Origin of the sequence: Vibrio genomosp. F10 str. ZF-129 (genome assembly GCF_000287055.2) — a bacterium.
Taxonomy (GTDB): domain Bacteria; phylum Pseudomonadota; class Gammaproteobacteria; order Enterobacterales; family Vibrionaceae; genus Vibrio.
Window position 1 is genome coordinate 20,849 of record NZ_AJYQ02000020.1, and the last position, 24,491, is coordinate 45,339.

At 39.4% G+C, this 24,491-nt stretch carries 26 protein-coding genes; 20 read left to right on the forward strand and 6 right to left on the reverse strand.

Going from position 1 to position 24,491, the window contains the following annotated elements:
- The first annotated feature begins 456 nt into the window (after nt 1-456).
- The 8 genes from A1QO_RS03585 (at nt 457) to A1QO_RS03630 (ending at nt 6,539) form a co-directional block, all read left to right on the forward strand.
- On the forward strand, nt 457-1,485 hold the full coding sequence (locus A1QO_RS03585; RefSeq protein WP_017041753.1) for a hypothetical protein: 1,029 nt from the start codon (nt 457-459) through the stop codon (nt 1,483-1,485).
- A gap of 207 nt (nt 1,486-1,692) precedes the next feature.
- On the forward strand, nt 1,693-2,559 hold the full coding sequence (locus tag A1QO_RS03590; RefSeq protein WP_017041754.1) for a hypothetical protein: 867 nt from the start codon (nt 1,693-1,695) through the stop codon (nt 2,557-2,559).
- A 974-nt stretch (nt 2,560-3,533) separates the two neighbouring features.
- Complete coding sequence (locus tag A1QO_RS03605) at nt 3,534-3,785, forward strand: hypothetical protein (protein ID WP_017041757.1); 252 nt, start codon at nt 3,534-3,536, stop codon at nt 3,783-3,785.
- Between the two features lie 10 nt (nt 3,786-3,795).
- Nucleotides 3,796-4,200 (forward strand): hypothetical protein, encoded by a 405-nt coding sequence (locus A1QO_RS03610; protein WP_017041758.1) that lies wholly within the window; start codon nt 3,796-3,798, stop codon nt 4,198-4,200.
- 172 nt (nt 4,201-4,372) lie between these two features.
- Entirely contained in the window at nt 4,373-4,714 is a 342-nt protein-coding gene (locus A1QO_RS03615; RefSeq protein ID WP_017041759.1) for a hypothetical protein, read from the forward strand.
- Between the two features lie 84 nt (nt 4,715-4,798).
- Nucleotides 4,799-5,188, forward strand: a complete 390-nt coding sequence (locus tag A1QO_RS03620; RefSeq protein ID WP_017041760.1) for a hypothetical protein — start codon at nt 4,799-4,801, stop codon at nt 5,186-5,188.
- 11 nt (nt 5,189-5,199) lie between these two features.
- Complete coding sequence (locus A1QO_RS03625; protein WP_017041761.1) at nt 5,200-5,568, forward strand: hypothetical protein; 369 nt, start codon at nt 5,200-5,202, stop codon at nt 5,566-5,568.
- A gap of 29 nt (nt 5,569-5,597) precedes the next feature.
- The gene (locus A1QO_RS03630; protein WP_017041762.1) at nt 5,598-6,539 is read left to right on the forward strand and encodes a hypothetical protein; all 942 of its coding nucleotides are present in this window, start codon (nt 5,598-5,600) and stop codon (nt 6,537-6,539) included.
- Nucleotides 6,540-6,558: 19 nt separating this feature from the next.
- Here A1QO_RS03630 and A1QO_RS03635 read toward each other — a convergent pair whose 3' ends face one another.
- Nucleotides 6,559-7,020 (reverse strand): hypothetical protein, encoded by a 462-nt coding sequence (locus A1QO_RS03635; protein ID WP_017041763.1) that lies wholly within the window; start codon nt 7,018-7,020, stop codon nt 6,559-6,561.
- A 302-nt stretch (nt 7,021-7,322) separates the two neighbouring features.
- Here A1QO_RS03635 and A1QO_RS03645 point away from each other — a divergent pair, with 302 nt between their 5' ends.
- A complete protein-coding gene (locus tag A1QO_RS03645) occupies nt 7,323-8,453 on the forward strand; it encodes a hypothetical protein (protein ID WP_017041765.1) in 1,131 nt (376 codons plus the stop codon).
- 33 nt (nt 8,454-8,486) lie between these two features.
- Here the strand turns inward: A1QO_RS03645 and A1QO_RS03650 are convergent, their stop codons facing one another.
- Nucleotides 8,487-9,368 (reverse strand): DUF4942 domain-containing protein, encoded by an 882-nt coding sequence (locus A1QO_RS03650; protein WP_017041766.1) that lies wholly within the window; start codon nt 9,366-9,368, stop codon nt 8,487-8,489.
- A gap of 96 nt (nt 9,369-9,464) precedes the next feature.
- Here A1QO_RS03650 and A1QO_RS03655 point away from each other — a divergent pair, with 96 nt between their 5' ends.
- Nucleotides 9,465-9,779, forward strand: coding sequence for a hypothetical protein (locus A1QO_RS03655; protein WP_017041767.1), 315 nt, complete (start codon nt 9,465-9,467; stop codon nt 9,777-9,779).
- A 64-nt stretch (nt 9,780-9,843) separates the two neighbouring features.
- Here the strand turns inward: A1QO_RS03655 and A1QO_RS03660 are convergent, their stop codons facing one another.
- Both A1QO_RS03660 and A1QO_RS03665 read right to left on the reverse strand, forming a co-directional pair.
- Nucleotides 9,844-10,944, reverse strand: a complete 1,101-nt coding sequence (locus A1QO_RS03660) for a hypothetical protein (RefSeq protein WP_017041768.1) — start codon at nt 10,942-10,944, stop codon at nt 9,844-9,846.
- A 246-nt stretch (nt 10,945-11,190) separates the two neighbouring features.
- Complete coding sequence (locus tag A1QO_RS03665) at nt 11,191-13,683, reverse strand: hypothetical protein (RefSeq protein ID WP_017041769.1); 2,493 nt, start codon at nt 13,681-13,683, stop codon at nt 11,191-11,193.
- A gap of 333 nt (nt 13,684-14,016) precedes the next feature.
- Here A1QO_RS03665 and A1QO_RS03670 point away from each other — a divergent pair, with 333 nt between their 5' ends.
- Nucleotides 14,017-15,141, forward strand: a complete 1,125-nt coding sequence (locus tag A1QO_RS03670) for a GIY-YIG nuclease family protein (protein ID WP_017041770.1) — start codon at nt 14,017-14,019, stop codon at nt 15,139-15,141.
- A gap of 54 nt (nt 15,142-15,195) precedes the next feature.
- Here the strand turns inward: A1QO_RS03670 and A1QO_RS03675 are convergent, their stop codons facing one another.
- Nucleotides 15,196-16,923, reverse strand: a complete 1,728-nt coding sequence (locus A1QO_RS03675; protein WP_017041771.1) for a hypothetical protein — start codon at nt 16,921-16,923, stop codon at nt 15,196-15,198.
- 659 nt (nt 16,924-17,582) lie between these two features.
- On the opposite strand from A1QO_RS03675, the gene A1QO_RS03680 reads away from it, so the two are divergent.
- The 6 genes from A1QO_RS03680 (at nt 17,583) to A1QO_RS03700 (ending at nt 21,639) form a co-directional block, all read left to right on the forward strand.
- Nucleotides 17,583-18,548, forward strand: coding sequence for a hypothetical protein (locus A1QO_RS03680; protein ID WP_141707111.1), 966 nt, complete (start codon nt 17,583-17,585; stop codon nt 18,546-18,548).
- A gap of 40 nt (nt 18,549-18,588) precedes the next feature.
- The gene (locus A1QO_RS03685) at nt 18,589-19,167 is read left to right on the forward strand and encodes a LemA family protein (RefSeq protein WP_017041774.1); all 579 of its coding nucleotides are present in this window, start codon (nt 18,589-18,591) and stop codon (nt 19,165-19,167) included.
- 156 nt (nt 19,168-19,323) lie between these two features.
- Complete coding sequence (locus tag A1QO_RS03690; RefSeq protein ID WP_017041775.1) at nt 19,324-20,415, forward strand: hypothetical protein; 1,092 nt, start codon at nt 19,324-19,326, stop codon at nt 20,413-20,415.
- Nucleotides 20,416-20,530: 115 nt separating this feature from the next.
- Nucleotides 20,531-20,869, forward strand: a complete 339-nt coding sequence (locus A1QO_RS03695) for a hypothetical protein (RefSeq protein WP_069583225.1) — start codon at nt 20,531-20,533, stop codon at nt 20,867-20,869.
- Between the two features lies 1 nt (nt 20,870).
- Nucleotides 20,871-21,038, forward strand: coding sequence for a hypothetical protein (locus A1QO_RS20380; protein ID WP_017041777.1), 168 nt, complete (start codon nt 20,871-20,873; stop codon nt 21,036-21,038).
- Nucleotides 21,039-21,255: 217 nt separating this feature from the next.
- The gene (locus A1QO_RS03700; RefSeq protein ID WP_017041778.1) at nt 21,256-21,639 is read left to right on the forward strand and encodes a hypothetical protein; all 384 of its coding nucleotides are present in this window, start codon (nt 21,256-21,258) and stop codon (nt 21,637-21,639) included.
- A 270-nt stretch (nt 21,640-21,909) separates the two neighbouring features.
- On the opposite strand, the gene A1QO_RS03705 is transcribed toward A1QO_RS03700, so the two are convergent.
- On the reverse strand, nt 21,910-22,173 hold the full coding sequence (locus A1QO_RS03705; protein ID WP_017041779.1) for a hypothetical protein: 264 nt from the start codon (nt 22,171-22,173) through the stop codon (nt 21,910-21,912).
- Nucleotides 22,174-22,429: 256 nt separating this feature from the next.
- Between A1QO_RS03705 and A1QO_RS03710 the strand changes: the two genes are divergently transcribed.
- From A1QO_RS03710 to A1QO_RS03720, 3 genes are all read left to right on the forward strand, one after another.
- Nucleotides 22,430-23,290, forward strand: a complete 861-nt coding sequence (locus tag A1QO_RS03710; RefSeq protein WP_017041780.1) for a DNA adenine methylase — start codon at nt 22,430-22,432, stop codon at nt 23,288-23,290.
- 147 nt (nt 23,291-23,437) lie between these two features.
- Complete coding sequence (locus A1QO_RS03715) at nt 23,438-23,620, forward strand: hypothetical protein (protein WP_017041781.1); 183 nt, start codon at nt 23,438-23,440, stop codon at nt 23,618-23,620.
- A gap of 22 nt (nt 23,621-23,642) precedes the next feature.
- Nucleotides 23,643-24,461 (forward strand): hypothetical protein, encoded by an 819-nt coding sequence (locus A1QO_RS03720; RefSeq protein WP_017041782.1) that lies wholly within the window; start codon nt 23,643-23,645, stop codon nt 24,459-24,461.
- The last annotated feature ends 30 nt before the right edge of the window (nt 24,462-24,491 follow it).

Below are 24,491 nucleotides of genomic sequence, written 5' to 3' on the forward strand. Positions count from 1 at the left end.
ATGTGGGTTACGCTGGTGATATCCATAGGGTTGTATTATGGTCAAGTTTGGGCTGATGATTCCACAGGCACAGTTGTCAGCTCTGTGACTCAGGATGCCAATTTTTCTACCGCTGGGTCTGAAGTGCGTGTTTATTCAGGTTCAACTACGGGAGGAAGTAACCAAGGTAGTAGGTGCAAACAGATCATTGCCAATGTACGGGTTCTTATCCTAACTTTATATGTAAAAGTACAGGAACAACAACAGTCGGTACCTCTTACCCTATAAAATATGTGGTCGGTGTTAAGAAATACTTCTTGTCTAGTCTTGTTTGTATTATATTAGAAATGATTATTGGCAGTTTCGGTGCACTTCACTGCCATAATGTTTTAACGCACCACTTTAAGATATCTCCCGCTTAAGCGGCTTCTAAAACACCTTTCTGGTGTTTTTTATTTTGCACACAAGGAAATTAATATGAAACTTACGTTTACTGATCATACGAATACCACTCATGAAATCGATGTGGAAAATACAATCAATACGGCGGCAATTAGCCAATCAATAGTTGATGAACTTTCTTCAAGTTACAGCCTTCCTACTTTCTGGGAGGAACACAATTATACAATTGAATCTGACGAAGATTTACGCTGGGTAATGAATGCAGCAAACACAATACAGCGTCAATTAGTCGAAAAAGGTCCTTTCACACAAACTGATTATTTAGAAGGTTTATCTAGTCATCTGACTCAACACTTTTATGAAAAAATCAAGACGTTGGATATCTCCCCTATCGACCTTTGTGTTAATGCGATAGTGATGAGCATGGAGGACCAATTCGAAGAGTCGGTTTTGGACGAACTCCGAACCGCTCTTTTTGACAAGATTTCATTGCTTGATAAAAGCTCTGTTTTTGATGTCATTGACGGTGTTGCGGAACTGTTCTATTCACCTGGTGTAGATTTGAATAATGGCTCTGCTGAAGATACGGAATTGCGGTTTGAGGTAAGTGGGTCTAAAGGTTTGATTAATGTCAATGGCATTCATTCATTACTAAAATTGGCGAACCTTGCCAGTGTCGATTTTATTTCTTATCTGGAGAGGGCTTATGAAGATCACCCTTGTGTCGATTACTTAAACGAGAACCCCTTTCAACCTGATGCACAACTGCCAGTAACCTTCAGTGCAGAGCTGTTGAGTATTGTCATAGATAATGCTTGTTACGGGGGGGTATCGGCATTGACAACCTATGTCAATGTCACAGACTTTATCTTGCGGGATATCAACAAGCCTGTGAGGTTAACTAAAGGTGCGATTGGTGTTGAAGATGTGATTTGGGGAAGTGGTCACGCTGAAACCATTTCTGATTATGTTCAATTAAGTACTACCGATGTTGATTGGTGCGTATTACCTAAAGCAATGGAAAGAGATTCAGTATATGGTTATTCGATTCATCGTTTGACGTCGGATATTCAGCAATCTGAATTCAATGCTATTGCAGCATAATATTGATGCCTTCCCCTTATATAAGGGGAAGGCATTTTCATTTATATAGATTAAAAAATATTTCAATATCCTTTCATTACCTTCTCTATGGGTTTTAAGTTACTAATAAATAACGCATAATTAAACGCCGTCAAAAAAGTTTGGTTTTTGATGGTTATCTTGATGATGACTGATATATTTTGGTCATAAATTCAAGAGGGATATAATATGATGAAAATATTGTTTTTCTCGACCATTCTTGGGATGGCTCTTGTACTTCTACCGTTAGAGAGTCAACTGACTCCTCATGATCATTTGTGGCAGAAATCTGCATCAATCAACACGCCACCCAATGAGTTAACCCTCACCCCCTTTGTTTTAGAAACAAGTACGCCGAGGGATCAATTTTCAGATAGGGCCACCCTAGAAACTAATACTGACCTCGCCACTTTAAATCATGGTTTGAAACTATTGCACACCGAGTACTGGAATTCACTGAATGGGCAAGAGTCAACGGAAGTCGAAGTATTGAGCTTTTACGAGGACAGCCGTTTCAATAATATTTATGAGTCTGCCGGTTTCACTAAGGCCGATATTACTTTACTGCTTTCAATACGTGCGCAATACCTATCTGACATAGCGCAGCTATCTAAGCCCACTTACTTTTATGGTTGGATGATTTCTCCTCATCAACTTCTGATTAACGAACTGGCTAAAAATGTTTACACGGGATTGCAACTGGCTGATGTCAGTAGAGATGAAATGTTTGATATAGCTTTGGAAAAGACAACGGCGACTTTTGGAAGTGAGTCAACCAATTTGATAGTTCTTTTCTCTAAACACATGCTGGTAGACGCGGTTATCGGTATGGAAGTAGCTCGACAGTTAAAACAATCCATTTTCAACAAAGAGAACTATAAACCATTTCTCACACCTGAAATTATTACATATCTAAATGAGAAGGTGACTTTACTTGTGAAAAACCAAAATCGGGTGATAAATAGCCTATCTTTTACTCATACTAATTTGAAATTGGCATATGTATGGAATTTACACGTATCCGAAAGGTTTACCCGTGGAAAAGATTTATTTTGATGTCTGCTCTAGCCTTATCTGTTCAATCCATTCTTCATTGGGGAGTGCTTACCTATATGGTAAATGAAGTGAAAGTGGTAAACGATCGTTTACTTGACGAATCAGTTCTTTCTTATGCAGACCAGACTCTTTTGCGCGGGTACCAAGATAAACCGGCAATAGCATACGATAAAACCACTTTGTTGAAACTCTTAAGAGAACATGATCGACTAACTTCAGTTTATGGTTTTGAAGCCCCCTATTACCCTTCTTTAGTTTTACTAAATAACAATATGAACTTTCGAATAATTATGCTGAATTCATTGTTTTATATTGGGTTGGTGGGGATTGTAACGTTAGTTATGTGTTTCTTTAATGCCATTTTAAACAGTCGGAGAGTAATGATGTTGGTACCCATCCACCGTTGGATTGGTTTTCTCCAATACTCCCCTATTACGTTATTGGTAATCTTAATGACAGGCACCTATTGCTTCCAATTTATACCGTTAATTTTACTCATTTGAAACGAGATGTGAGGTGAAAGATGATCGCGATAATGTTGAGCAAGGCTTTCTATAAAGCTTTAGAAGAACAAAAATGTCCAATGTTCGAAGTTAGTTTAACGCCCCCACCTTGCGAATACATCGCGACATTAGTGATCAAGTCCCCTCCGACATTTGCTTCACGGCTACAACCCACAAGTATAAATATTACAGCGAAATCTATAGAAGAGCTCAGAATCAGTATGCCAGATGGATGCGAGGTGATTCAGCGTCACCCTGATACTCATTTGGGGATCGTTGAATATTGGGGTTAAATTAACAGTAACAATTTTTGTTAATCTATTCCGGAATGGTAGGCTTTATAACAATGACTCATTCAAAAGGTTCCAAGGCCACTTCCATTGAATGCCTATCGTTTGAATACTTCCATTGGAAGTGTATAATTGACTGTATATTGAGCATTATTATGGCCGTCACAGTAAAGCATGTACCATGACAAATAAAGAAAATCGTCTTCAAAATGATCAATCTTCTGTCTTAGAAAATGCTCGAACTGAGTTAAAGGAACTCATACAACAGGCAGGATCTGAAGAGAAAGCCGCAAGATTGATCTTGTCAGTGAAAGGTGCTTCACCGACCAGTTCAGCCTTGAATAAAGCTAAGCATGGAAGTGGGACTCTCTACGTTTTAAAAAGCTATGTAACCGACCTAAGAATTGCACTTAAAGAAAGAAACTCACATTAAGGATAAAATAATGGAGATGACAGTTAAGATGAGGTACCAAATCTATACGCAACTGCTGATTGCTCTTGCTATCTATTTCTTTATGGCGCTAATCGTAAGAGTAGGAAACGAACTTTGGGGCGGGGTATTCTACCCTCTTCATTGTTTTACATTAATTGGTATTGCTTACATTGTAGATAATGCCAAATTGAAACTAAAACCAAATGAAACTCGATTAATAAAGATCATCACGATGCTGGTATTTACCGTGTTGTCTTTTCTGTTGCTTCCTAAAGATGCGTTTGATTTCTTCAGTGCCGCTGAAGAAGCTTCAATTTTCTCAATGATAACATTCATCCTATACACTGGGCTAAGTTCGTTTACAGCCATCAAAGTGTTTAACTATTTACAGGCTCGTGAATATTTTTCTGAGTGAGTCACCTTTTTTAGCGTCTAATCGCTCATAACTCTTCCATTGCTCTTCTCAAATGCTAGAATGATTAATGCAAAAGACTATTTTGGTGCTTTTAGTAGTCACAGCTTGAACGCTGGCACCATTTCTCCCCAACTCCTACTGTCGTAGGATCTTAAACACAAGGAAATAACCCATGACGATTATGAAATCACTAATTATTGCAGCGACCATCACCATTGGCATCTTTACACCAGTAGTGGCTGTATCTGCGGCTTTTGAATATCAAGCTAAAGAATCCCGCGTTTGGGATAAAGTGGAAACACTAGATGATGTTGTGTTTTACAAAGCGGTAGAGATCACCCATGACACTTGCCAAGTTTTAGCACTACCTAATGGTGGTGGCATGCTAAGAAGTAAAAAACAACCAATCACCATAAAGCGAGATGGAAAGATTCGTCTCACTGATTGCGGTGATAGCGACTTTCGCATTCAATTTATGAAAGCGACCTCTTCGGTCAATTTAGTCCAAATCTAACCTTTATCAACTCAATATAAAAAGCCACCACTCGGTGGCTTTTTCATTGGTTCTTTCAATTGATGAATCCCAAAGGAGCACCTTATGATTAACCAACACCCAAAAGAGTATCGAGTCAAAAAAACCAACCTACTCAACCCTATTCTTAGTGAAGAGTTTGAAAAAGTAGGTTGGACCCTAGAAAAAGTTACATCATATGGATGTGTAGCAGCTCAAAGAGAGGTTCAATCCATAGGTAAGGTCGATGATGCATTAATTTACAAAGTCACCGGAGACGAGTTCACAGCGATTGTTAAAGCAAACTACGACAGCTGTGGTAACAATGTTCTATCTACTACGTCACTCAGTTTTTCGTGGTCCATTTCGGAAGATGATTTTCGAAAGAAAGCCACTGAATACGCGAGTGATGTCGATAAAGTCATAAACGGCACTAAAATGGTCGCACTTAAACGTTCCACTGCACTTAATGAATAAAGAAGGTGTTTATGTCTCAAAGTCGAATATCAACTGGAGTGTGTCTAGAGAGTGCGTGGCTTATTCGTTGCTATCGAAACTCTCCTGATTACCAATACTTTGATAACGAAGGTATCGAACTAGCAAAAATAGACCCTGTTGGACATATTGATGGTGAGTGGCAAGGTGATTGGGAAATAACGCTTGTAGACACAGATGGCAAGGCAATGGCCATGACACATGTGATTAATCTAGATGGCAAAAAACCAAACCCACCGAGTTGCTTAGCTAATTATTTCCCTGGAGAGATGCCAACACCACAAACCCATAACCAAGATGAATCACCGGACGAAGAATGTTTAGAAGGCCCAAACCCTGCTGAGCAAATATCGCTTTTTTAAAGTACTTATAACCACACAAGGAAATACTCATGCAAAAAACAACAAAATACTTATCAGAAACTCATCTTGACGACATCGTGCACGGCGTTGCTCAACAACTGAAAAACTTTGGTATTGAGATCGATAGTGATCAGATGATGGGGTTAAATGAAGCTTTTACTACGGTATTAAACCAAACTTGTCAGGTTCAAGTTGTAGAGAAAATAGACTTTTGGGCCTTGAAAGAAGAACAGTGGCAAATATGGTTTGACGCCGCTCGGGAAAACCAAACCAATAAAGGGCTCAGCCAAGAAATGATATCCCCTGAAGAAACGGATGCTGAAGCGGAATCGCTTTACCACCAATTTGATGGAAACATTGCTGCTATATCGACTGGCACATTTAAGTCTAAGAAAAATGTACCAGAAAGTAGTCAAATGTGTAGCTTTCAAAATGCTACTCTGCAAACTCTGGGAGATTATGCTTGTTCAATCGCATGTTATCCTAATTCACTGTCAACTGATTTGACTCAAGAACAGGTAGTAGACGAACTGGAAAAACAATTGCAACCAGTGATCAGTGAAGGTTGGAGTTTTGACATTCAAATCGGGTTAGACGCAGACAGAGAAAGAAACAGTTTTGGGTTGGTTATTCATCATGTCGATGAACTTGGCCTAAATTCTGAGTTCTCGCAGAAGTTAGTAACCGATCTGATTAAAAAATACGAAGGGACAACTCTTCGCTTACCTCATGACCAGTGGATTGAAGGAGATGCACGTTTTGATGAAGGAAGTTTCGAAGGGGGGTTCTCCAACAGAGATAAGTTTGACCCATTAATAGATACGTTCTTAATCGAAAAATTTGGACTTCAAAAGCAAGGCATTCATTTCTCAATGGGCGACCAAGTTGAAACTGCTCTTTGTATTTGTATAAAAGTACCTAATGATGACGGGATCGCTTATATAGAAGCAAATTACACCGAAATGGAATAAACAACATTAAAAGACCAAGTCATCTGACTTGGTCTTTTTGTTTTTTAAGCGCGAGTATTGTTGGACCTACACGAGAAACTAGCAATGAAAGAAAGAGAATAATTGAAGTAGATAAGCTCATCAAGATGGCGATAGCTATGACAGAAATAGTGACTGTATTCGAGGTTATGGCATCGACAAGCACCATTGAAGAATAGACTAAAGGCGATAGCGCAACCATTGAGATACCACGAGATACTCTGGTCGACCAAAAAGATAAAATAGAGGCAATGATGGCCAAGCAGACCATACTTTTAAGGAGTAAGTAGTTATTCACGGAGTAAAAATACTTCAATAACTCGAGCCCGTGATCTATTCGAAAATAGAAAGGCTCACCGCTTGAGTTAACCCAAATAAGAGCCACAAGAGCGATGATCATTGATACAACAAAAGGAAAAAGTGTTGGGTAGATCTCTGCTCTTATCGAATTGTGGTAATGCATGAAGTTCGTCCTTATGACCCGTTGAGATGTATAGAATTACAGTAGCACTATGGGCGGTGAATAATGATAAACGCCACCGAGAAAGTGCCGATTTGAATTCGGCTAATCTTAAGGTCTTACAAGCGGCCTTAACAATAGTACTTTGGGTTGTTGACAATCATTGGTATAGTATGGGTTCCAATCTGGCAATTTCAGCGCTTAAATTTTTGCCACAGCTTTAGCTGGCGCTACTTTACTTCCCTCTTCACATTTATGTGAAACACATGCTTTTGCTTCAAAAGCAGCACACAAGGAAATCAATCATGAGTACTAATTTTTTCATCTCCACCACCGAGTCTAACGTTCTTTATGGCTCGTCAGACGGATCCCCATCCTGGGTACTGAAAGTCCTTGCGGGTCATTTCTTTCGCAATAATCCAATTCCATGTGGGTTATGGTTTGAAGCGGAAGAATTAAAGCAAACTTACCTAGAATCATTTAACCAAACAGATATTGAAGCCGATGTGATGCCATTCAAAGCTGGAACGGGAGACTTTGATTATCACATTAACGCTGGTGGATATATAACCATCATTAAAACTGATCACGATGAACAGAGTCATGAAGTTGGGCCGTTTAGCGAATTGAAACACTACAAGAATAAAACGTGCAAATACTCTGAAGTGCTTGAAATTCGAGAAATCTTAAAGCAGTTGCGACAGAGTGGTGTGGCCGTTAAACCAAAAGATCATCTTAAAGATCTCTATTGGTTATTAGAGCCTATGAACGAAAACCTTGATGGGTGGCTATACGACTCTTTCAACAAAGTGAAAGGCACAGATATTGTTATAGCAACATATGCCCATGGAGCTCACGCCTTAGTTTCAATTAATGGACGATATTATGGTGCGAATGACACGATAAACGCTCAGACTAAATCATCACAGGCTATTGCTGATGCTAACTTCGGTTATGTTTGGAGCCTTCAAAACCAGTTATTGTTATGTGAATGGGTGGAAAAAATCAAAGAACTCGTCACTGCCGATGAAATATGGTTACCAGAAAATAACCCTGTATGGGGAGATTCTTCTGTTGCTACCTACCTTCACGGTCGATGCCACATCTTTGCCTTAGCTGCCGCGAAATTGAATCCAAATATAAAGCTTATGTACGATTGGGATTGCCATGCACATGGTGAAAACAAAGGAGCTCTGGCTCATGTTTATTGTTCCATTGATGATGAACTTTTTGATGCACGAGGAAAGATTACAAAAGAAGTAGTTTCTGACTACCATCTTGGTATTGAAATGATGGAGGCTGAATTGATCAGTCCTAGCGAACTCGAAGGCAACTGTACCGATGCAATTTGGGGTTCGATGTTGGATAATGAACTCGATTCAATTCAAAAATTCATTAGAACAAACAAGTCTTTCTATCCTAAGGGAGCATTTTAAAACTAAAGGGCCAGCATTCATGCTGGCCCTTTTTTATATAGATTTCGGCAGTGCGTTTGTTCTCGCAACGGCATCATTTAACGCCCCAATCAAAGTATCGGGCATAAGAATATGAATGGTTTTCTTGGCAAAAAACCTGAACTCTATGCCGAGAACCTCAACACTATCAAGTAGGCTGATGTCACCATTAGATTTAGAAACTATTGTGTCTAACTCGTCCCAAATAAAATTACCTTTTAATCCATTTGAATCGACTTGCCATCCATTCATGTAGATGAGCTGCCAAATGTACCCAAGAATACTTTGCAATGAATCGTGAGTGGTGAGCTTGAAGGTGTCCCCATAGGAAATAAATCCATTTTTGATGATAATTCGCTTATTAAATTTATACTGGTCATTACTCTGGAATGAATTGGGTAAATCATTAAGAGAGTCCTGCAAAGATTCTAGTAATACTTCCTCTTTGCGAGAAAATAAAGATCGCAATGTTCCTTCTACGTTTTGTTTCTCAAATGGCAGTGGATCAAGCCTACACTGCTTTGTAAATTTATCCTTTTGAAGTTTTGACATCATTGAAAACACCCCAAGTCGATTGAACATAACAGACCACAAGTGTTCATCTATTACATCTTGAATAACCTTGTTAAGTTTTTCACTAGATAATGAAAGTAAAAATGACATTTTAGGGAGGCTTCTTGATGAGGAACTCTCTCCCAGTCTCTCAGCCAACCTAATGAATACAACATCAAAGTCGTCTATGTATCCCGCATTTTTTTTAGGTATTAGACGTTCTATTTGATTCGCGATCGCCAGTGATTGCCTTTGAAGTTCTACCGACTGGCAATACGTTTTTATTAAATCCGAGCGTAAGACAAGTAACGTATCAACTAACTTTTGTTCAATTACTTCATTCATCAATAACGCCTCACTAAGTAAAATTGGTTGGATAAACAAACCAGTTGTGGGATAGTAATGCCGATTAGACCGATTTACAACCCAAAGAGGTGACCAATGAAATGTTACTTAATTAGTGCACACAAAAGCCCTCGCTTTTACAAGCCAGACGGATCACTTATTGAAGTTGAATTGAATTATGTCGAAGAAAAAACCTATAACTGTATAGATTCCATGGGGCGGGTGATCACTAAAACTGTCGGTGGAAGTTTTCGGGTAACAGGTGGTGTGTGGTTGGTGGAGGATGTGTGCCAATCAGTTAAAACATTAGAAGAAAAAGGAATTTATCCATTTGAAAGTAGATCTGAACTCAAAGAGTTCGCTAAAACCCATAAAATCACCCGATACAAGTACATATATTGCTGCTTGTAAGTTAGTGCACTTAAAACTCTACTAAGAAATTTCAAGTGCGAACAATAAATACAAATCCCTTTTTCTATGCTGTTTTTTCATTCTTAAGCTCAATCAGAGCTTTTGAAACTTCAGCTTTCATCTGTTCTTGCGCAGAATTTGAAGCATCAATGAGTTTGATGCGCAAAGCTTTAGCTATCGTTTCATCCAGTTTTGCACGAGACATGGCATTCATAAAAGCAACGTCAGTCGTTGAAATTGCATCAAAAAGACGAATATATTTGGCTTTTTGTAAGGCTTTAATCTCGACAATATCCAGAGAGCTCACATCAGCAACGTAAATTGTTTTAAAAAATTTAATAAGCCCTGACTGATGTTTCAACGACTCTTCAGTTTTAATGGCTTTGAGGAATTCTTGATGGATTTTTTCGCTTAGTCCTGAAGGGTAATCGTAAGAGAATTCTGATAAGAAAGGAAATACTGGAGAGCCCCATATAGTAAATGAAATGTCAACTGAGATACCCGTGTTACTGCTTAATTGAAACAGAAAAGGTAACTCGGAAATTAGAGGGATTTGATGAGGGTTCGAATCTCGTCGCGCAAATTTTTTTGGAAATGGATAGCGAGTTAATGTGTAAAGCATCTTACGTTTGGTGCCTGGGTAGTCACTGATAAGTTCGACACCACGATACTCAACGAGTTTGGTTTTTGCCTCACGAAGCTCCCTCTCAAAGTTTAAAAGACTCTCTGGTTTCGACTCCTTTGAATTCTTGAGTACCTTTAACTGATCAATTAGTACTTCTAAGTCTCCTTTTAATTTCTCGTTCTTTTTTTCAAGCTCCACGGGATTCATTCTTCTGAATGTGGAGTTTTCAATGGATACCGAGTCATGACGCTCTTTAAGTTGGTTATACGCTGTTTGGAGCCCAATGAGTTTATTGTTGACCGTCGTCAAATGCTTACCTAATTCAGAATTTTCATTGATTTGAAGTTTAACTAAAGTGTTAAGGTTCTCATTCTTTGTAGCCAGTTCATTAAAACTATCTAAATCAGCACTAAATTGCTTACTCAGTAGTAAGGTTTTTTCAAAGGCACATTTCGCCGCCAACACATCGCCTTGATCAATAAGCGACATTGCAACTTCACATTGAATGATAATTTGGTCTGAGATGTTCTGATCTTTCATGATTCCTCTATCAATTTCGAAAACTTAAAGGGTTAACCTGTTTTAAAACTAGACAATGCTAGTTTTCAGTTTAATAGCGTCAATTATACCTGAAGTTAAATTGGGGCATACCTTCTTTATGGCTAGGAAAAAAGGAGGTAGAATTCTAATGAGGCGGTAGACAGGTCAATCTAAAAGGTTTGTATATCAAATTGACCTGAACATACCGATTATGGATTAATTATTGGTTAATCTAATGAATCCAAACTATTTTCTATCTCGCCTAATTAGTAATAGCACCATCAAGGCAAGGATGGTTCCAAAACCACTTGCCCCACCAGAACTGACTTGAGGAAAGCCACTTTCAAGATCTGCATCTCCTGGACTGCTAATGTCCGAATCGTTCTCGTCACCACTATGGGTATTATTCGTCACGACTACTTGGAAAGGTGGTAGCGCATTCACATTGGATCCGGTCTTTGAATACACCATGATAGAGTGTAAACCTTCATCGGTTTCAACAGGGTTACCGACAACGAGTCCAAAGGTGTCGACAGTAACGAAAGTAGGTGAATTCTCGTCTAAATAATAAGTTACATCTTTATTTTTACCTGACCCATCTCTCGCTTCAACCTGAACGGAAAAGTTGTACATAGCTTCCACTATCACTGCAGGAACCTCCCCTTCACTTTCAGTTGGTTCTACAAATTCAGGCAAGTAGCCCAGAGAAGGGGTAGGATACATACCGTAGTCGGGCATAAACCAATCCCCTTGACCCCAAGCTGAAGCTAAATTCCAATCGGAATAGAAAGATTGATCCATTAAATCTGAGTTTGAAACGGCCTCACCAAAAAGGTCATTTTGATAAGATCCCGTTGCAGAATGGTACACTAGAGTAGCTTCAGCACTTTTAGTGTCGCTGCCTATGATACTGCCGCCATAATTACTAGATTTAACGTCACCCTTAAAAATGACTTTTTCAAGTGCCGTGGCTGCAATGGTACTGCCTAACACACCGCCAACATAGTTAAGGCCGCTTACGTCAACCAGTAACATAATGCGATTTAGAGTTCCTCCGCCATGACCAATAAATGCACCCACATAGTCATTGGCCCCTTCAACCGTTCCTCGCAGTTGAATATTTGAAGCATTAACATCTGGAGCATAACCAAAACCGGCACCAACTTTACTAGTTCCTGTGACCTCTGTATCTACAGATATTCTGGTAGCTGTGGTGGCATAAGCTACCCCTGAAATTGCGCCTACTTCGTTATACCCATTAACGGTAACCGAACCATAGATTGCATCAAATACTGATTGAGCCGAAAAACCGGAGATGCCGCCAACCTGATTGTCTGGTGTTTCTACTTGAACATCATCAAGAAACAGGTTGGTCACTGAAGAGGTGTATACCCCCCCTGCAAACCCTCCGACTTTATCTCTTAAACTAGAAACCGTTCCACTTATTGATATGGTGTTGGCGTAACTCTCCGCTATATCGGTAGTCGTGCTCGTTACGTAACCACCATAGCCCCCTACATAACCTTGAGGACTGTTAACGATTGTTGTTATATCGATATCACTTGCTTTTACATCGTAGGCGTAGCCGAATGCGCCTCCGTAGCGAGATGAACTGCCTATTGAGGTTGAAGCGGTAACAATAGAGTTTAGGGTTGCATCAGATATCGTTAAGTTATCGGCGTAAGCTGCTACCCCTCCAGATTGCTCACCTTCTAGCAGAGTGGCCTTCATTTCAAGATCGGAAATACTCGAATTATATGTTGTTGCGAACCCGCCGCCTATTTGACCTTCATCGGTCGATTCAATTGTGACATCAACCGCCGCTGACACAATATCTGCATCATAAGCTCTAAGCGCAATACCCCCGCCATCTGAGGTTTGGATTGTGGCCTTAATTTCAATATTGCGTATAGGCAACGAAGTATATGTATTTTCAATTAGACCGCCAGCACCTGATGAAGCGACAATCACGCCATCATAAGAAATGGTATCCAGTGATGCATCACCATATATGCCGCCAAACACGCCCCCTACGGATTGACCGGATATGTCCCCTTTGACATGGATGTTGGACGCGGTCCCTGCCCGTAACAACGCCATCGCTCCAGCTGCATCCTGTGTTGAATTAATGGTGATATCAAGGTCAATAGTATCGATAGTCACATCAGGGGTCGTGGAATCTTGTGAAGCAACTAGAGCCGCGACCGCTCCATTACCTGAGAGCGTACCTGTAACAGAGATGTTTTTAATGAGGGGGGTGCTCGAAACACTTGCTACTGTTCCAATGAGGCCAGCCACTTCTCGATAGCCTGTTATTGAAACATCACTTAAGTTTAAATTTTGAATTGTCCCGCTATCAACGTAACCAAAAAGGCCAATGTTGCGTGTGTTGGGCCTATTAATAAATAAATTGGATATTGTAAATCCATTTCCATCAAATGACCCTGTGAACCTATCAGAGTCCAAACCTATAGGAGTGAATCCCATATACTCATCTGATGTTCCTGGATCATTGTCATGGTCCCCATGATTCCAGTTCATCGAATCACTGGCGTCAATATCCGCTGTTAACTGCCAAGCATTCCCCCACCCTGTTGAGTTCTCACTGAGCCAGCGCAGTTCAGCGAGGGATGATATCTCGCCGTTTAAGGGCATTATAGGGCTAGTTGCATGCGCAGCAGTGGAGAGAAGTATCATTCCAGTTATTGCAACTGATGATAGAAGGTTACTTTTTGTCATTAGGTCACCATTGTGTTTATTGTATGTCGTTCAAAAACTTAATAGAAAATGACCTTTTGTGATTCTAATTCCAATTATTCCTAGGGTTTTATTTGCGGCGTTTATTGGATGGTGTTAGCGGAGAGCATTATGGTTTTCTCAATTCGGTGCAGAGTATTGTCGGCCTTTCTCCACTTGTTTACTTGATGAACTTTGAACACAGAAACTATAAGAGTTATGTTGCAACGAAATATGGAGGCTATAATTTCGAATGAAAATAGCTCTTAAGCTTGCATACTATTTTGACCCTAGCTAAACTGAGAACATAATTGGGTCAAAAAAGTATGGTGTCATATGCCTGTATACTTAAGTATTGGTAGAACTAGTGACGGAGAGTTCCGCAACGTTAAAGACCAAGTATCTGGTCTTACTGACCTTCAATGCCCTTTTTGCAAATGCGGCTTAATCGCAGTGAAGGGACCCATTAAGTCTCATCATTTTCGACACGATGGCGAGACGTGCAATGAATCATTAACTGAAATACCAACTATCTCTGGTTGGCACCATTTTCACTTAAACTTTCCGCTTTCGGTTGTTCAAGCCTTACATGAAGGTTTTAATCCTAAATCGAAATCCCCTAATGTTTTCAAGAAAAGCTTAAGCACAATTGAACCCAAATACCGAGAGCCATTGTTTTCATATGATGAATGGGCAGACAATTATTTGTTTTCAGATAGTGCCCGAATCATTCTAGGCAGTATGACCCTTTCAAAATTCTCTATCTGGATGAGAGGAAACTTGCAAAGCCGCATAACCGAACTTAAAACAAGGGTGGGCAATGGAGAAGTGCACGAAGCTTTGTTTGATATAGAGGCGAACCGGCAACAAGTGATAATGGCCAGTACTCTATACTTATTCGAATTTCATTTATCTGATGGATCCGAAGTATTAAAAATTGGTCGTACTCGCCGTTCACCGGAGACTAGACTTGTTGAGACAGTGAGAGATATTGAGCGAGAGACTCAATGTAAGGTAACAAAAACAGTAGTTCTAAGGCAGATATCTAATTGCGGTTATATTGAGCAGTATGCCTTACATCGATATAAAGAATTCAAACTCGAATTTGGTAGCCATCAAGAATATTTGAAATTAGATAAAGCGAGTTTGAGGAAGTTAAAGTCGGATTTTACACGATTGAATAACAGTCTGGAGCCATTCAATTTAGCAGAAAGATTCATTCTAACAGGTCGATGGCGGTATGAAAAAAAACGACTCAATGCGATTAGGCGAGGTATTGCTTTAACACTTAATGAAAGCGGAACATTTGGGCGACCGAAAGGAAGTACTGAAGACCTTGTTTCGAAACATCCAGATATCATTGAAGCTTTAAATGAGGGACTTTCCATTAATCAAGTAGTCAGACGATCCGGTAAAAGCCAATCAACGGTTAAACGGGTCAAACGGAAAATGAAGCAATAAAAAACCCCATACCTAGTCATAAACTAGGTAGTGGGGTTTTTATTTTATTGCTGTTTACATGCTGCACATAAAGCATCGAACGGAATTTTGGTCTTCATCATAAGAATCATCTATAGAACGTTCCTCAATGACTTTTGGCCGATAGTGTCCAACTCCAATCACAGTACCAAAATTGGGTGATCCAGCCGCAACATGATTTGCCACGGTTTTTTCACACATTTTAGTGAGTTGAGTCCTTCGTTTGTTTACTTTAGATAAACGAACAATCTCCTTACTGCGCTCTAAATCACATACTCTATTTATCCAGCTTACGATATGAGCTTGCTCTACCAGCGATCGACCATATTTCCAAGTAAACACTTTTTCAAAAGACTGGTAATCGACTTTTGGTATGATGCCCTTAGGAAATTTAATCATAAGTATAGATATATGACTTTCTTCATCATATTGCTCTACACTATCCCATGCGGTTCTTGAGGCCATGGCACGGTGGTAGGAATACCCGTGCAATTGTTTTGTTAGACCACTAACTGCCGTTGAATACGAGATTAAACGCGACTGCCAAATTGAATTGAGTTCATCGTTGCCAATCATATTCATAAGCTTGTTTCTATAGTGCTCTACGGCCACGTAAAGTGTCACCTCATCCTCTATGATGATATTGCTTCCTTTGATAACCTCTATTGGCTCAACTTCAACTGGTGATATATCTTCTTCAACAGGAAGACCTCCCAATAAATCAAATTGAACCTCTGCTGTGCCAGTTTTCGCTTTTTCTTTCTTCTTCTTGGTTGGTGGTTTAGGTTTGTAGTCCCAAGTTATCTTCCCTTTGTCGTCTTGCCTCTCGACAGTGTTAAAAATAGTGTTTACTTCGAAAGATGATTTTTCATCGCGAACAATAGATGAAATTGGGTATAAAGTGTAAAAACCCATATCTTTAACGCAAAAAGAATCATCATACTTATAACGGTCTAAGATAGGCTGAGGTACTTTCTCGACAGAGGCTGCTTTAAAGTATTTCTTCCTATTCCAAATCAACAATGAAATCCATTCTTGGTAGGTTTGGTACATACAGGATTCGCACCCTGAACGACTGCGCCCTCTGTAATAGGTCGAGCCCAATACATTGAATTGGGCCGCGATGTCACAGACTTGCTCTCTATTTACCTTAGCTCGAATAAGCGGGTGAATAGTTTCAATGCCATCGATGTCGACTATTCCAGAACGATCTCTCTCATCGTAGCGGATACCCGCGTACGCATACACCTTTCTACCCCCCTCTTCAGAGACAGAAGAAAGAAAGTTATTAGTAATATACTTGATCCAAGGGTCGATTTTTAACACTTTCGTGCACCAACGAGATTTTGGACTTGGTAAATAACCATTTTCTTCGATGCGTCCGTACAAAGAGTCATCCTGGATAACCACGATCTTGTGACCTGTTAAATATTCAATAGTATCAAGTATTTCAGGGACAGAGATGGGTTCGTCACCAGTATCTGTCATGATACCAATTAGATTCAAATTAGGGTTGAATAAGGCAAGGCACAAACCAGTGACTGAGGAATCCACGCCACCGCTGTAACCGCAAAAATGGATAGAATCTTCTTCTACATCGGAAATGATAAGATCTTGCCAATTGGGGATTACTAACTTGATGTAATCGATCGCAGCTTGGCGATGTTTTAACCTTTCTGCTTCAAAATTACTTAGTGGGATGGACTGAGTATCAGTAAAAACCTGATCATCAGATGGATTTAAAGTCGCATTAATAGCGTTCATTTGGATATTTCCTTGTGTGTTGAGCTCAAAAATGAGCAAAGAAGTGCAAGATATGCAGAGATGCAAGCCTAAGCTTTGTAACTTTAGCATCGATGTTACTGTGGAATTTTTAGTATATAAGGCATTTATCTTCATCACAAGGACCGTATTGTGATGGTTGGTTTGTTTAAAAAACCTATGATAATCTGATTAGGATAACTAAAGGAATTGATTAATTATGAAAATTGTCAAAATGGCAATAGCACTGAGTGTGCTTGTGTCTTCGCCAGTTACCGCGATAGAACTCGATGGTTTGCCCGTTCTAGCTGATAATTTTTAATCAATCAGTTTTATTAAAGGAATTAACGGTCAACTCAGTCTGGATGGATCAGTAAATATAAATATTGAAACTGATAGTATTAAGTCTTGATTGGTTGTCCATTAACAAAATCTTTCAATCTGGGAAGACACCGTAGTGACACTTCTGGCCTACATTGATAATAATGATAGTTTTTGCCGACAATACGTTAAAACGACTGTACCGCTGGTAAGTTCATCACCTAAAAAGTATTTTTTGGGCTTATCGATGGACTATGAAGTTGTTGGTGTTTCCTATGAAACTGATCAAATATGTACTTCGTATACGTACAGTGGACAACACGAAATGGGGGGGAAAGAAAATGACTGGTAATCGAGAGGTGGCTAGTTGCCTTAAGAGGATGAGACGCAAACTGGAAGGTGCAATTAATCAAACCCAGATTAAAGATGTTGTTACGGTTGCTCAAGACCTTGGTTACCCTCTTAAGTACGATGACACTTTCTTGTATTTGCTTTCCGGTTCAAGCGCATTTGTTGGTGGGAGTCTTTTATATTTGGACCTTCTTAATACGGGGGTTACCTTACCCCTTTTCTTATTATTTGGGTTCCTAGTCTTTGTTCCTTTGATGTGGACACATGTTCGTCGTCAAGCGATCGCCTTTTTAAGTGATGAAATATACTTAAAGAACCAAGTTATTTATCACGGATTAACAGAAGAATCGACGACATCCGCATATTCACAAGGCTTACTCGGATCATTTTTAGAATTCAAACGAGGCAATCATTCCAGACGGTTTACATCTGTTATGCAGATAAATAATAGCTTTCTAGAAGAAGGGCATTTTTTTAAATTCGAATACGTTGAACGTCGAAGAAGTATAGGTAGAGAAAGGAACTCCGCAACCAATGTAGTAGATAGAAAGTTCAACCGCTGTGGTATTGTGATTCCGTTTGAGAAATCTTCTCAACTTGCGGTCATCAGTGATGGAAATTTCACCTATGCTGACACATACCAACCGGCCAGTTTGGTATTTAGACATCATTTCAACAGCAGTGCAAAAAATGTTCATCAATTAGCTAAATTCCTGACCCCTAGTTTGGTTGAAGAAATCGTCATACTGGGAGAAGAACTTTCTGGCCTCAATATAGAAGTTAATGATTATTCCCAACTATGTATCTCGTGTTCAGACATTGATGTTCTTTCGGTCGATGGCCGAGAGTTTGGGTTAGATAATCCAACGGAGTTCAAAAATGAATTAGGATTATCTGCTGGAGCCACAAAGTTAAATTTACTCCTCACATTCCTGTCAAAATTGGACAGGAACTAAACTTTAAACGTTACTTAAACCAATTATAGGAACAATACATATGACTACATTTATCATTTTGGGTTTTTTGGTTGGGTTTGTTGTCATCTATATCCACAATGGATTGATTTCCCGACATATTTCGGTCAAGCAAGCCTGGGCCGACGTCATCACTCAAGAGCGCCAGAAATCTAAGATTATTCCCCCTTTAACTTCAGCTGTTAAAGAATATGAAGAGTTTGAATCAAGTCTGATGAAGGACATTTCTAAGCTTAGAAGTGCATTACTGAATATTGAAAATAAGAGTACTGAAGTGGACTTAGGGACATTACAAGATATAGAAGTTCTTACTTCCATGGTCAGTTCTGGTTTTAAAGCAACCGTTGAGGAGTATCCGCAATTGAAAACCGATACCGTCTTGAACAAGCTTATGAGTGAGATTTCAATTCAAGAGGATAACGTTGGGTCTTCGATCCGCCTGTATAATTCAAACGTAGCTATTTTTAATACACATCGGTCAATTTTTCCTAACAATCTAGTGAATAGGTTTGTTTCAAAATTGGCAGAATCTCAGAGCTTTGAGAGCAGCGAACATGAAACTTCGTTAGGTTTCAGTCCTAATTCAAAGGGAGATAATTGAGCAAAAATCTATCTCACTAGAATAGTAAATAGCTCTCTGTTATATTTAAATGGTTACTTTGACGATTTCGGTGCTCTCGTTCGTCATAGCGCATGCTACCGCACCAGTTACTATCCCTTCCTACTATCGTAGGGCTTTAACACACAAGGAAATACCATGAAAAATCGTATGACGCTGAAAAACGCAGTTGAGACTGCGTGTCGTTTTAGTGATAAACCACTAAGTAAATTCACCTTACATGAACTGAAGAAGTGCATAAAACGCGCAGCTTTTATTAACCACCCTGACCGTAGTGTGATTGCGAATAATGAAAAAATTGTCCTGATTAACCAAGCTAGCGCCACTATTAAAGACGCGTCAAAAAGTGCAATAGAGATGGTCTTGCATGAACTCGGTAAACAAGCCGAAGATAATAGATCATTTAAGGAGCACCCTTTATACGGTGCTAAAATTCCTAGCTGGTGCACTTTAGCCGAATTAATCGACGACAAATACAATGTAGTGGAGCCAGATATGACCCCGTACATTAATAAAACTGTAAAGCCTAATGTCGCTCATTTTTGGACAAGGGACCAAATGGAAATACATTTACAGCCTGTTACTTCGACGTTAATGACGATATCACTAACCGACAATTCCTCTGCGATGCAGTGGAATGGCAAGGTAACAAGCCTGTTGCTCAGTGTTACTATTAAGAAGGCATCAAGTATAAGTGTATGGGGGGTGCTGCAAGACCTTTTTACTTTTACAAAGACGAACACAATACGTTCGATGTTTGATGGACTGTTGGGTCTGAGCAAAGTCGACCTAGGTGAAGAGTACGAACATGCAGATATTCGCACTAATAAAGTATCGGGACGATATTGCGTATGCCCTATAGCTTTAACTAAGGTTAAACCAATAACAGTAACGGAGTTAGAAAAAACATTTTTGAGTAAAACAGGTCCTGATTTGAGATTTTTGGCTCGAATTATTGGGTCAGGTCAGTTTCATCAATTTATATTGAAAGGGGGGGCCGATTACTACGGCTGTGAATATTCTTCAATGATGATCTCGAACCCAATCTGGCTCTTTCTACATGTGAATTTTATTGAATCCATAAGCCTGGATAATGAGGTAGGTGTTTATTCTCTCTCTTTTTATTATAAAAGCGGGAAGTACTCGATGGATATTGACCTTAATAATAGATACCCAGATAGTGAATATCTGGAATCAATCATTACTCGCTGTCTACAACCTGCAGCTTAACTACCCCTCAAAGAATCATGCTTGCATGATTCTTTTTTTTTACTCAAACGCCGCCTAAACTGTCTGGCTTTTATACTCCAGTTTTTGACGTTGGCTGATATGTTGATTATTCACTGTGATTAAGGATATCCAACATGAATTTTTTTCAAAAACACTTATTACATCAGCAATGGGCTTACTGATTGCCATACCGTCTAGTGCTTCCGAGCCAGAGATTCTTATTGTGAAAAATGAGATATCATTTTCTGACTCGGAAACAACGGAAAATTATGTTTCTAAAAATTATCACTGGCGCAGTGAAAACGATCCCACTCAAGTATCTATCCTTACTCATGGTAACTACTTTAGCGGTGTTTTAGAAAGCAATGGCATGACTACCCCTATTGTTTCTGATTACGTTACCGGAGCGGTCGTTGAAACAGAACATCTCGGTGATGGTAGGTGGCGTATTTAACATGTCTGAAGAACTTGTGGGGATTATTGTCGGCACTGGAATGAAGGATACCAAGATAATAGATAACGAGCCCTTAAACATTGACAGGCTAAGTTTATTTGTTGCTACCGACTACCTAAAGCCTTGGATTCAAGAGCACATTCAAAGTCATTCAAAGTCATTCAAATAGTTCAATGAAGTGATGTTACTCATCACGGAAATGGGTAGGGCATATTATATTTTACGGTTATTCTTGAAAATCTGGGTCATGTAGTGCAAAATTTAATCGTTACCTTGACTATTTCGATGCACTTACTTAGTCACAGCTTAGCTGGCATCTTTTACTACCCCTCTGCCCATTTAGGCAATTAGGCATGCGCCTAACAACACACAAGGAAATATCCATTATGAACCATTTAAATGAAGTGATCGAAACTAAAAATTTTTGGTTGAATTACACATCTGTTGACGTGCAACCTCTTAATGAGCGTTCTCAAATCATCAGTCCTGGATCGAGAAATGCTAAGTATCACGCTCTATTTGGGATCAATGGTAATCAGAGAACCCTGCTCCATAAAGAAAAATCACAGTCAGCATCTGAAATAAAGATGTTGAGTTGTCACCAAGATTTAACCCAAGCATGGGTTGATAAACTAGGTACAATTGCCGTAAACAACAACGATGAAATCGAAGAAGCATTTATGCATTTCAAAGTTGGAACCTCCCGCTATGACATCATAATTTGGATGGAAAATGAGTTTGAAGTCAACTTCATTGATTTCTTAAACTAACCAATATAAAAGGCCCTCATTAAGGGCCTTTTTTAATTCACTGACCAGAATTATTCTTTAGCAACAATCACACTATAAATGCTTCCCACTCCTCCTACTGGTGTGTATTGAGGGACGCAGATTCCTCGATTGCCTCTTTCATCACAAGAATAGCCAGTTGCTACATTTCTACTAGAGTTGCCCCCAGTAACATACGTGTCTGTTATGTATATTGAACAATCAGGAACACTGACAGTGGCATCACCAAAGATGCAATAATTAGCATGTTCCTTAAAGGTTTTTGCTTTCATGGATATTGCTGGTGTACCCTGCGCCAACGTAGTGAGTATCGCCGTTAACAATGATTGTGTCATACCCAGAAGGAATGTTTACTCTACCTGCTGTACTACCGGAGTACAATCGAGCCACTTTTCTGTTGCTGCTACTGAAATTGGAATCCTGGGTAACAGAGTTAACGACATCACCTGTAGAGTCATTAGCAAAGCTGATTGAGTGACAGCCTATAAGTAGTATTCCAAGTATCAATCGTTTCATATCAAATCATTCCCTCTTAGTATTGGAAAGCTTGTAGTTCCATGAAATACAATTAAGTAAACTTATGCATAAGATCATCAGGTTATTAGAATTATCTGTGTTAACTCTTTGCGACTATAGTTGGCGTGGATTGTTGATATATTCAAGTCAAATAATGGTTGGAAGTCGCAGCAGGACATGTATTATTAAATATATAAAGGTTGGATAAACCAACCTCAATGAAGTATGGTTATTAAAAAGAGTGAGTGGTTTTTACATGTACGATAGATTAGCAACCAAATCTCCTATCAAATGGCTTGGAAACAAAAGCTATTTAGCCCAATCATTACGCCGGTTGATAGAAAAGGAAATTGACTTTGACTCGACGGTAATTGAATTGTTTTCTGGGTCGCTAGGCCTGTCATTGTACTTTGGCTTTCCTAACGTTTTGGCCAACGATACGAATAGAGAACTGATAAACTTTTTTCAACATCAAATAAATGGTGATCACGCAAGTCCTCACTGGAATTTTTCAAAAGACCTTTACTATAAAGCAAGAGAAGAATATCGAACTAACATAAATAATGACTGGTGCAAAAAGAGACGTTCAGATCTATTTCTCTTTCTTAATATTGCTGGTTTTAATGGACTCTACCGAGTAAATCAAAAAGGTACTTACAACACGCCCGTAGGAACAGCATCCTCATTTCCAATTGCTAAGATTCAAAAATGCCGCGAGTTTAGGAAAACCGCTCAATCGTGGATATTCACTTCAAAATGTTTTAGTGAGTTTACTCATGCTCAGTTGAATTCATCCGGTTTAATCTATATCGATCCCCCTTACGCAGAAGAGTTTAATGGTTATCAAGGTAGCTTTACTATGGACGACCAATTGGCCGTCATTGATTCACTTAAGGGAGTAGATACCCCTGTTATCATTAGTAATTCCATTAAAAATAAAACATTGTTAAAGGCTTATAGAGAGGCAGGGTTTCGTTTGTATCGAATTAAAGTAAATCGTTATGTGGCGGCGAACGGAGATAAACGAAAACAAGTCTCTGAATTAGTCGCTTTCCGTGGATTTAAAACCAAGAAGATACGATCACTATGCCCCGATTTATTACCACTGTTGACTTGAACTTGCATTGGCTCCAAATTGTTATATTCTAGGAATTCAAATACGTAACAACGGTGTTTTGAGTTACGGGGGGCTTCCCTACACACCATTCTAATTCCCCTCGCCGTTAGGCATTTTGCTATCTAGCAACACACACAAGGAATCGTCATGGACGGAAAACTATTAAGAAGTAATGAATTCAAACTTCGTCAGAAAGAAATGGGAGAGGTAAAACTCACTTCATCTCAAAAGAAGAGTGTTCAGCGCCTTTTAAACGAAGGCATTAGTAAAAAAGCCATTAGACTCGTTCTAGGGTGTTCTTATGAAGCTTTAAAGTCTGTTAATTTATAAAAACCACACAAGGAAATAATCTATGCCACACCAACAACCAAAAGCGGGTGATGCTGTTTTCTCTCTATCTGGATTTTCAATGGGTATGTTTGCCATTGTTGGAGGTATACGAGATACAGAATCTGCAGAGATGTGCGAAATCACATTTAATACCAAACCACTACGGTCGGATGTCGTTAGTTGCGGTGGAGGCCCCGCATATTACATTGAAACCAGTCAATTGGTTCCATCAGGCACCATCGTTAGACATCTATTTTCGGATAAAGTTGAAGGGGCTAATGGCTACAAAGATACATTGGACGAAGTCCCTCTTTGGCTTTTTAATGGCGAGAGTAACTTCACAACCAATGGCCATTTTGACTCCTTTGAAGACTGGGCTTTTCATAGCAACAAAGCAAGGGATAGAAATCGAGCACTTTGGTCAGAATTGCAATCGTTGATAACTGATTACAAAAAGCCGTTCAAGGTTCTTAGAGGTGAACATGTTGTGTTTGAACATATGCTCCCTTCGGAACCCGACAAGTTCATCGATTACCATGGTCGCTATGTGGGCCACACTCTGCACGATGACCGTATTGGTCGAATAGTGCTAAATTCTTTGAATGATAAAAGAAAGTTGGCTGCTCAATTATTATCTAAACCTTTAGAAAGTGGTTACATCGCTCATCTAAGTTCTTATGGTGACAATGAAAAATCCTGGTTTAGAACGGAAGAAGAACTCAAGACAGCTATAGAGTCTTATGGTCTGATTCGAATTAATGATGAAACTGGCCAGTATGGTGAGACGCTTTATGAAGCTCCTCAAGTTTTCCCAAACAACCTCAGAGTTCTTTACTCTTAACCAACTTTAAAGACGCCTTGATGGCGTCTT

Bases quoted from the DNA above. Each gene is read 5' to 3' on its own strand.
- A1QO_RS03585 (WP_017041753.1), top strand. From the start codon at position 457: ATGAAACTTACGTTTACTGATCATACGAATACCACTCATGAAATCGAT.
- A1QO_RS03590 (WP_017041754.1), top strand. From the start codon at position 1,693: ATGATGAAAATATTGTTTTTCTCGACCATTCTTGGGATGGCTCTTGTA.
- A1QO_RS03605 (WP_017041757.1), top strand. From the start codon at position 3,534: ATGACAAATAAAGAAAATCGTCTTCAAAATGATCAATCTTCTGTCTTA.
- A1QO_RS03610 (WP_017041758.1), top strand. From the start codon at position 3,796: ATGGAGATGACAGTTAAGATGAGGTACCAAATCTATACGCAACTGCTG.
- A1QO_RS03615 (WP_017041759.1), top strand. From the start codon at position 4,373: ATGACGATTATGAAATCACTAATTATTGCAGCGACCATCACCATTGGC.
- A1QO_RS03620 (WP_017041760.1), top strand. From the start codon at position 4,799: ATGATTAACCAACACCCAAAAGAGTATCGAGTCAAAAAAACCAACCTA.
- A1QO_RS03625 (WP_017041761.1), top strand. From the start codon at position 5,200: ATGTCTCAAAGTCGAATATCAACTGGAGTGTGTCTAGAGAGTGCGTGG.
- A1QO_RS03630 (WP_017041762.1), top strand. From the start codon at position 5,598: ATGCAAAAAACAACAAAATACTTATCAGAAACTCATCTTGACGACATC.
- A1QO_RS03635 (WP_017041763.1), bottom strand. From the start codon at position 7,020: ATGCATTACCACAATTCGATAAGAGCAGAGATCTACCCAACACTTTTT.
- A1QO_RS03645 (WP_017041765.1), top strand. From the start codon at position 7,323: ATGAGTACTAATTTTTTCATCTCCACCACCGAGTCTAACGTTCTTTAT.
- A1QO_RS03650 (WP_017041766.1), bottom strand. From the start codon at position 9,368: ATGAATGAAGTAATTGAACAAAAGTTAGTTGATACGTTACTTGTCTTA.
- A1QO_RS03655 (WP_017041767.1), top strand. From the start codon at position 9,465: ATGAAATGTTACTTAATTAGTGCACACAAAAGCCCTCGCTTTTACAAG.
- A1QO_RS03660 (WP_017041768.1), bottom strand. From the start codon at position 10,944: ATGAAAGATCAGAACATCTCAGACCAAATTATCATTCAATGTGAAGTT.
- A1QO_RS03665 (WP_017041769.1), bottom strand. From the start codon at position 13,683: ATGACAAAAAGTAACCTTCTATCATCAGTTGCAATAACTGGAATGATA.
- A1QO_RS03670 (WP_017041770.1), top strand. From the start codon at position 14,017: ATGCCTGTATACTTAAGTATTGGTAGAACTAGTGACGGAGAGTTCCGC.
- A1QO_RS03675 (WP_017041771.1), bottom strand. From the start codon at position 16,923: ATGAACGCTATTAATGCGACTTTAAATCCATCTGATGATCAGGTTTTT.
- A1QO_RS03680 (WP_141707111.1), top strand. From the start codon at position 17,583: ATGACTGGTAATCGAGAGGTGGCTAGTTGCCTTAAGAGGATGAGACGC.
- A1QO_RS03685 (WP_017041774.1), top strand. From the start codon at position 18,589: ATGACTACATTTATCATTTTGGGTTTTTTGGTTGGGTTTGTTGTCATC.
- A1QO_RS03690 (WP_017041775.1), top strand. From the start codon at position 19,324: ATGAAAAATCGTATGACGCTGAAAAACGCAGTTGAGACTGCGTGTCGT.
- A1QO_RS20380 (WP_017041777.1), top strand. From the start codon at position 20,871: ATGTCTGAAGAACTTGTGGGGATTATTGTCGGCACTGGAATGAAGGAT.
- A1QO_RS03700 (WP_017041778.1), top strand. From the start codon at position 21,256: ATGAACCATTTAAATGAAGTGATCGAAACTAAAAATTTTTGGTTGAAT.
- A1QO_RS03705 (WP_017041779.1), bottom strand. From the start codon at position 22,173: ATGAAACGATTGATACTTGGAATACTACTTATAGGCTGTCACTCAATC.
- A1QO_RS03710 (WP_017041780.1), top strand. From the start codon at position 22,430: ATGTACGATAGATTAGCAACCAAATCTCCTATCAAATGGCTTGGAAAC.
- A1QO_RS03715 (WP_017041781.1), top strand. From the start codon at position 23,438: ATGGACGGAAAACTATTAAGAAGTAATGAATTCAAACTTCGTCAGAAA.
- A1QO_RS03720 (WP_017041782.1), top strand. From the start codon at position 23,643: ATGCCACACCAACAACCAAAAGCGGGTGATGCTGTTTTCTCTCTATCT.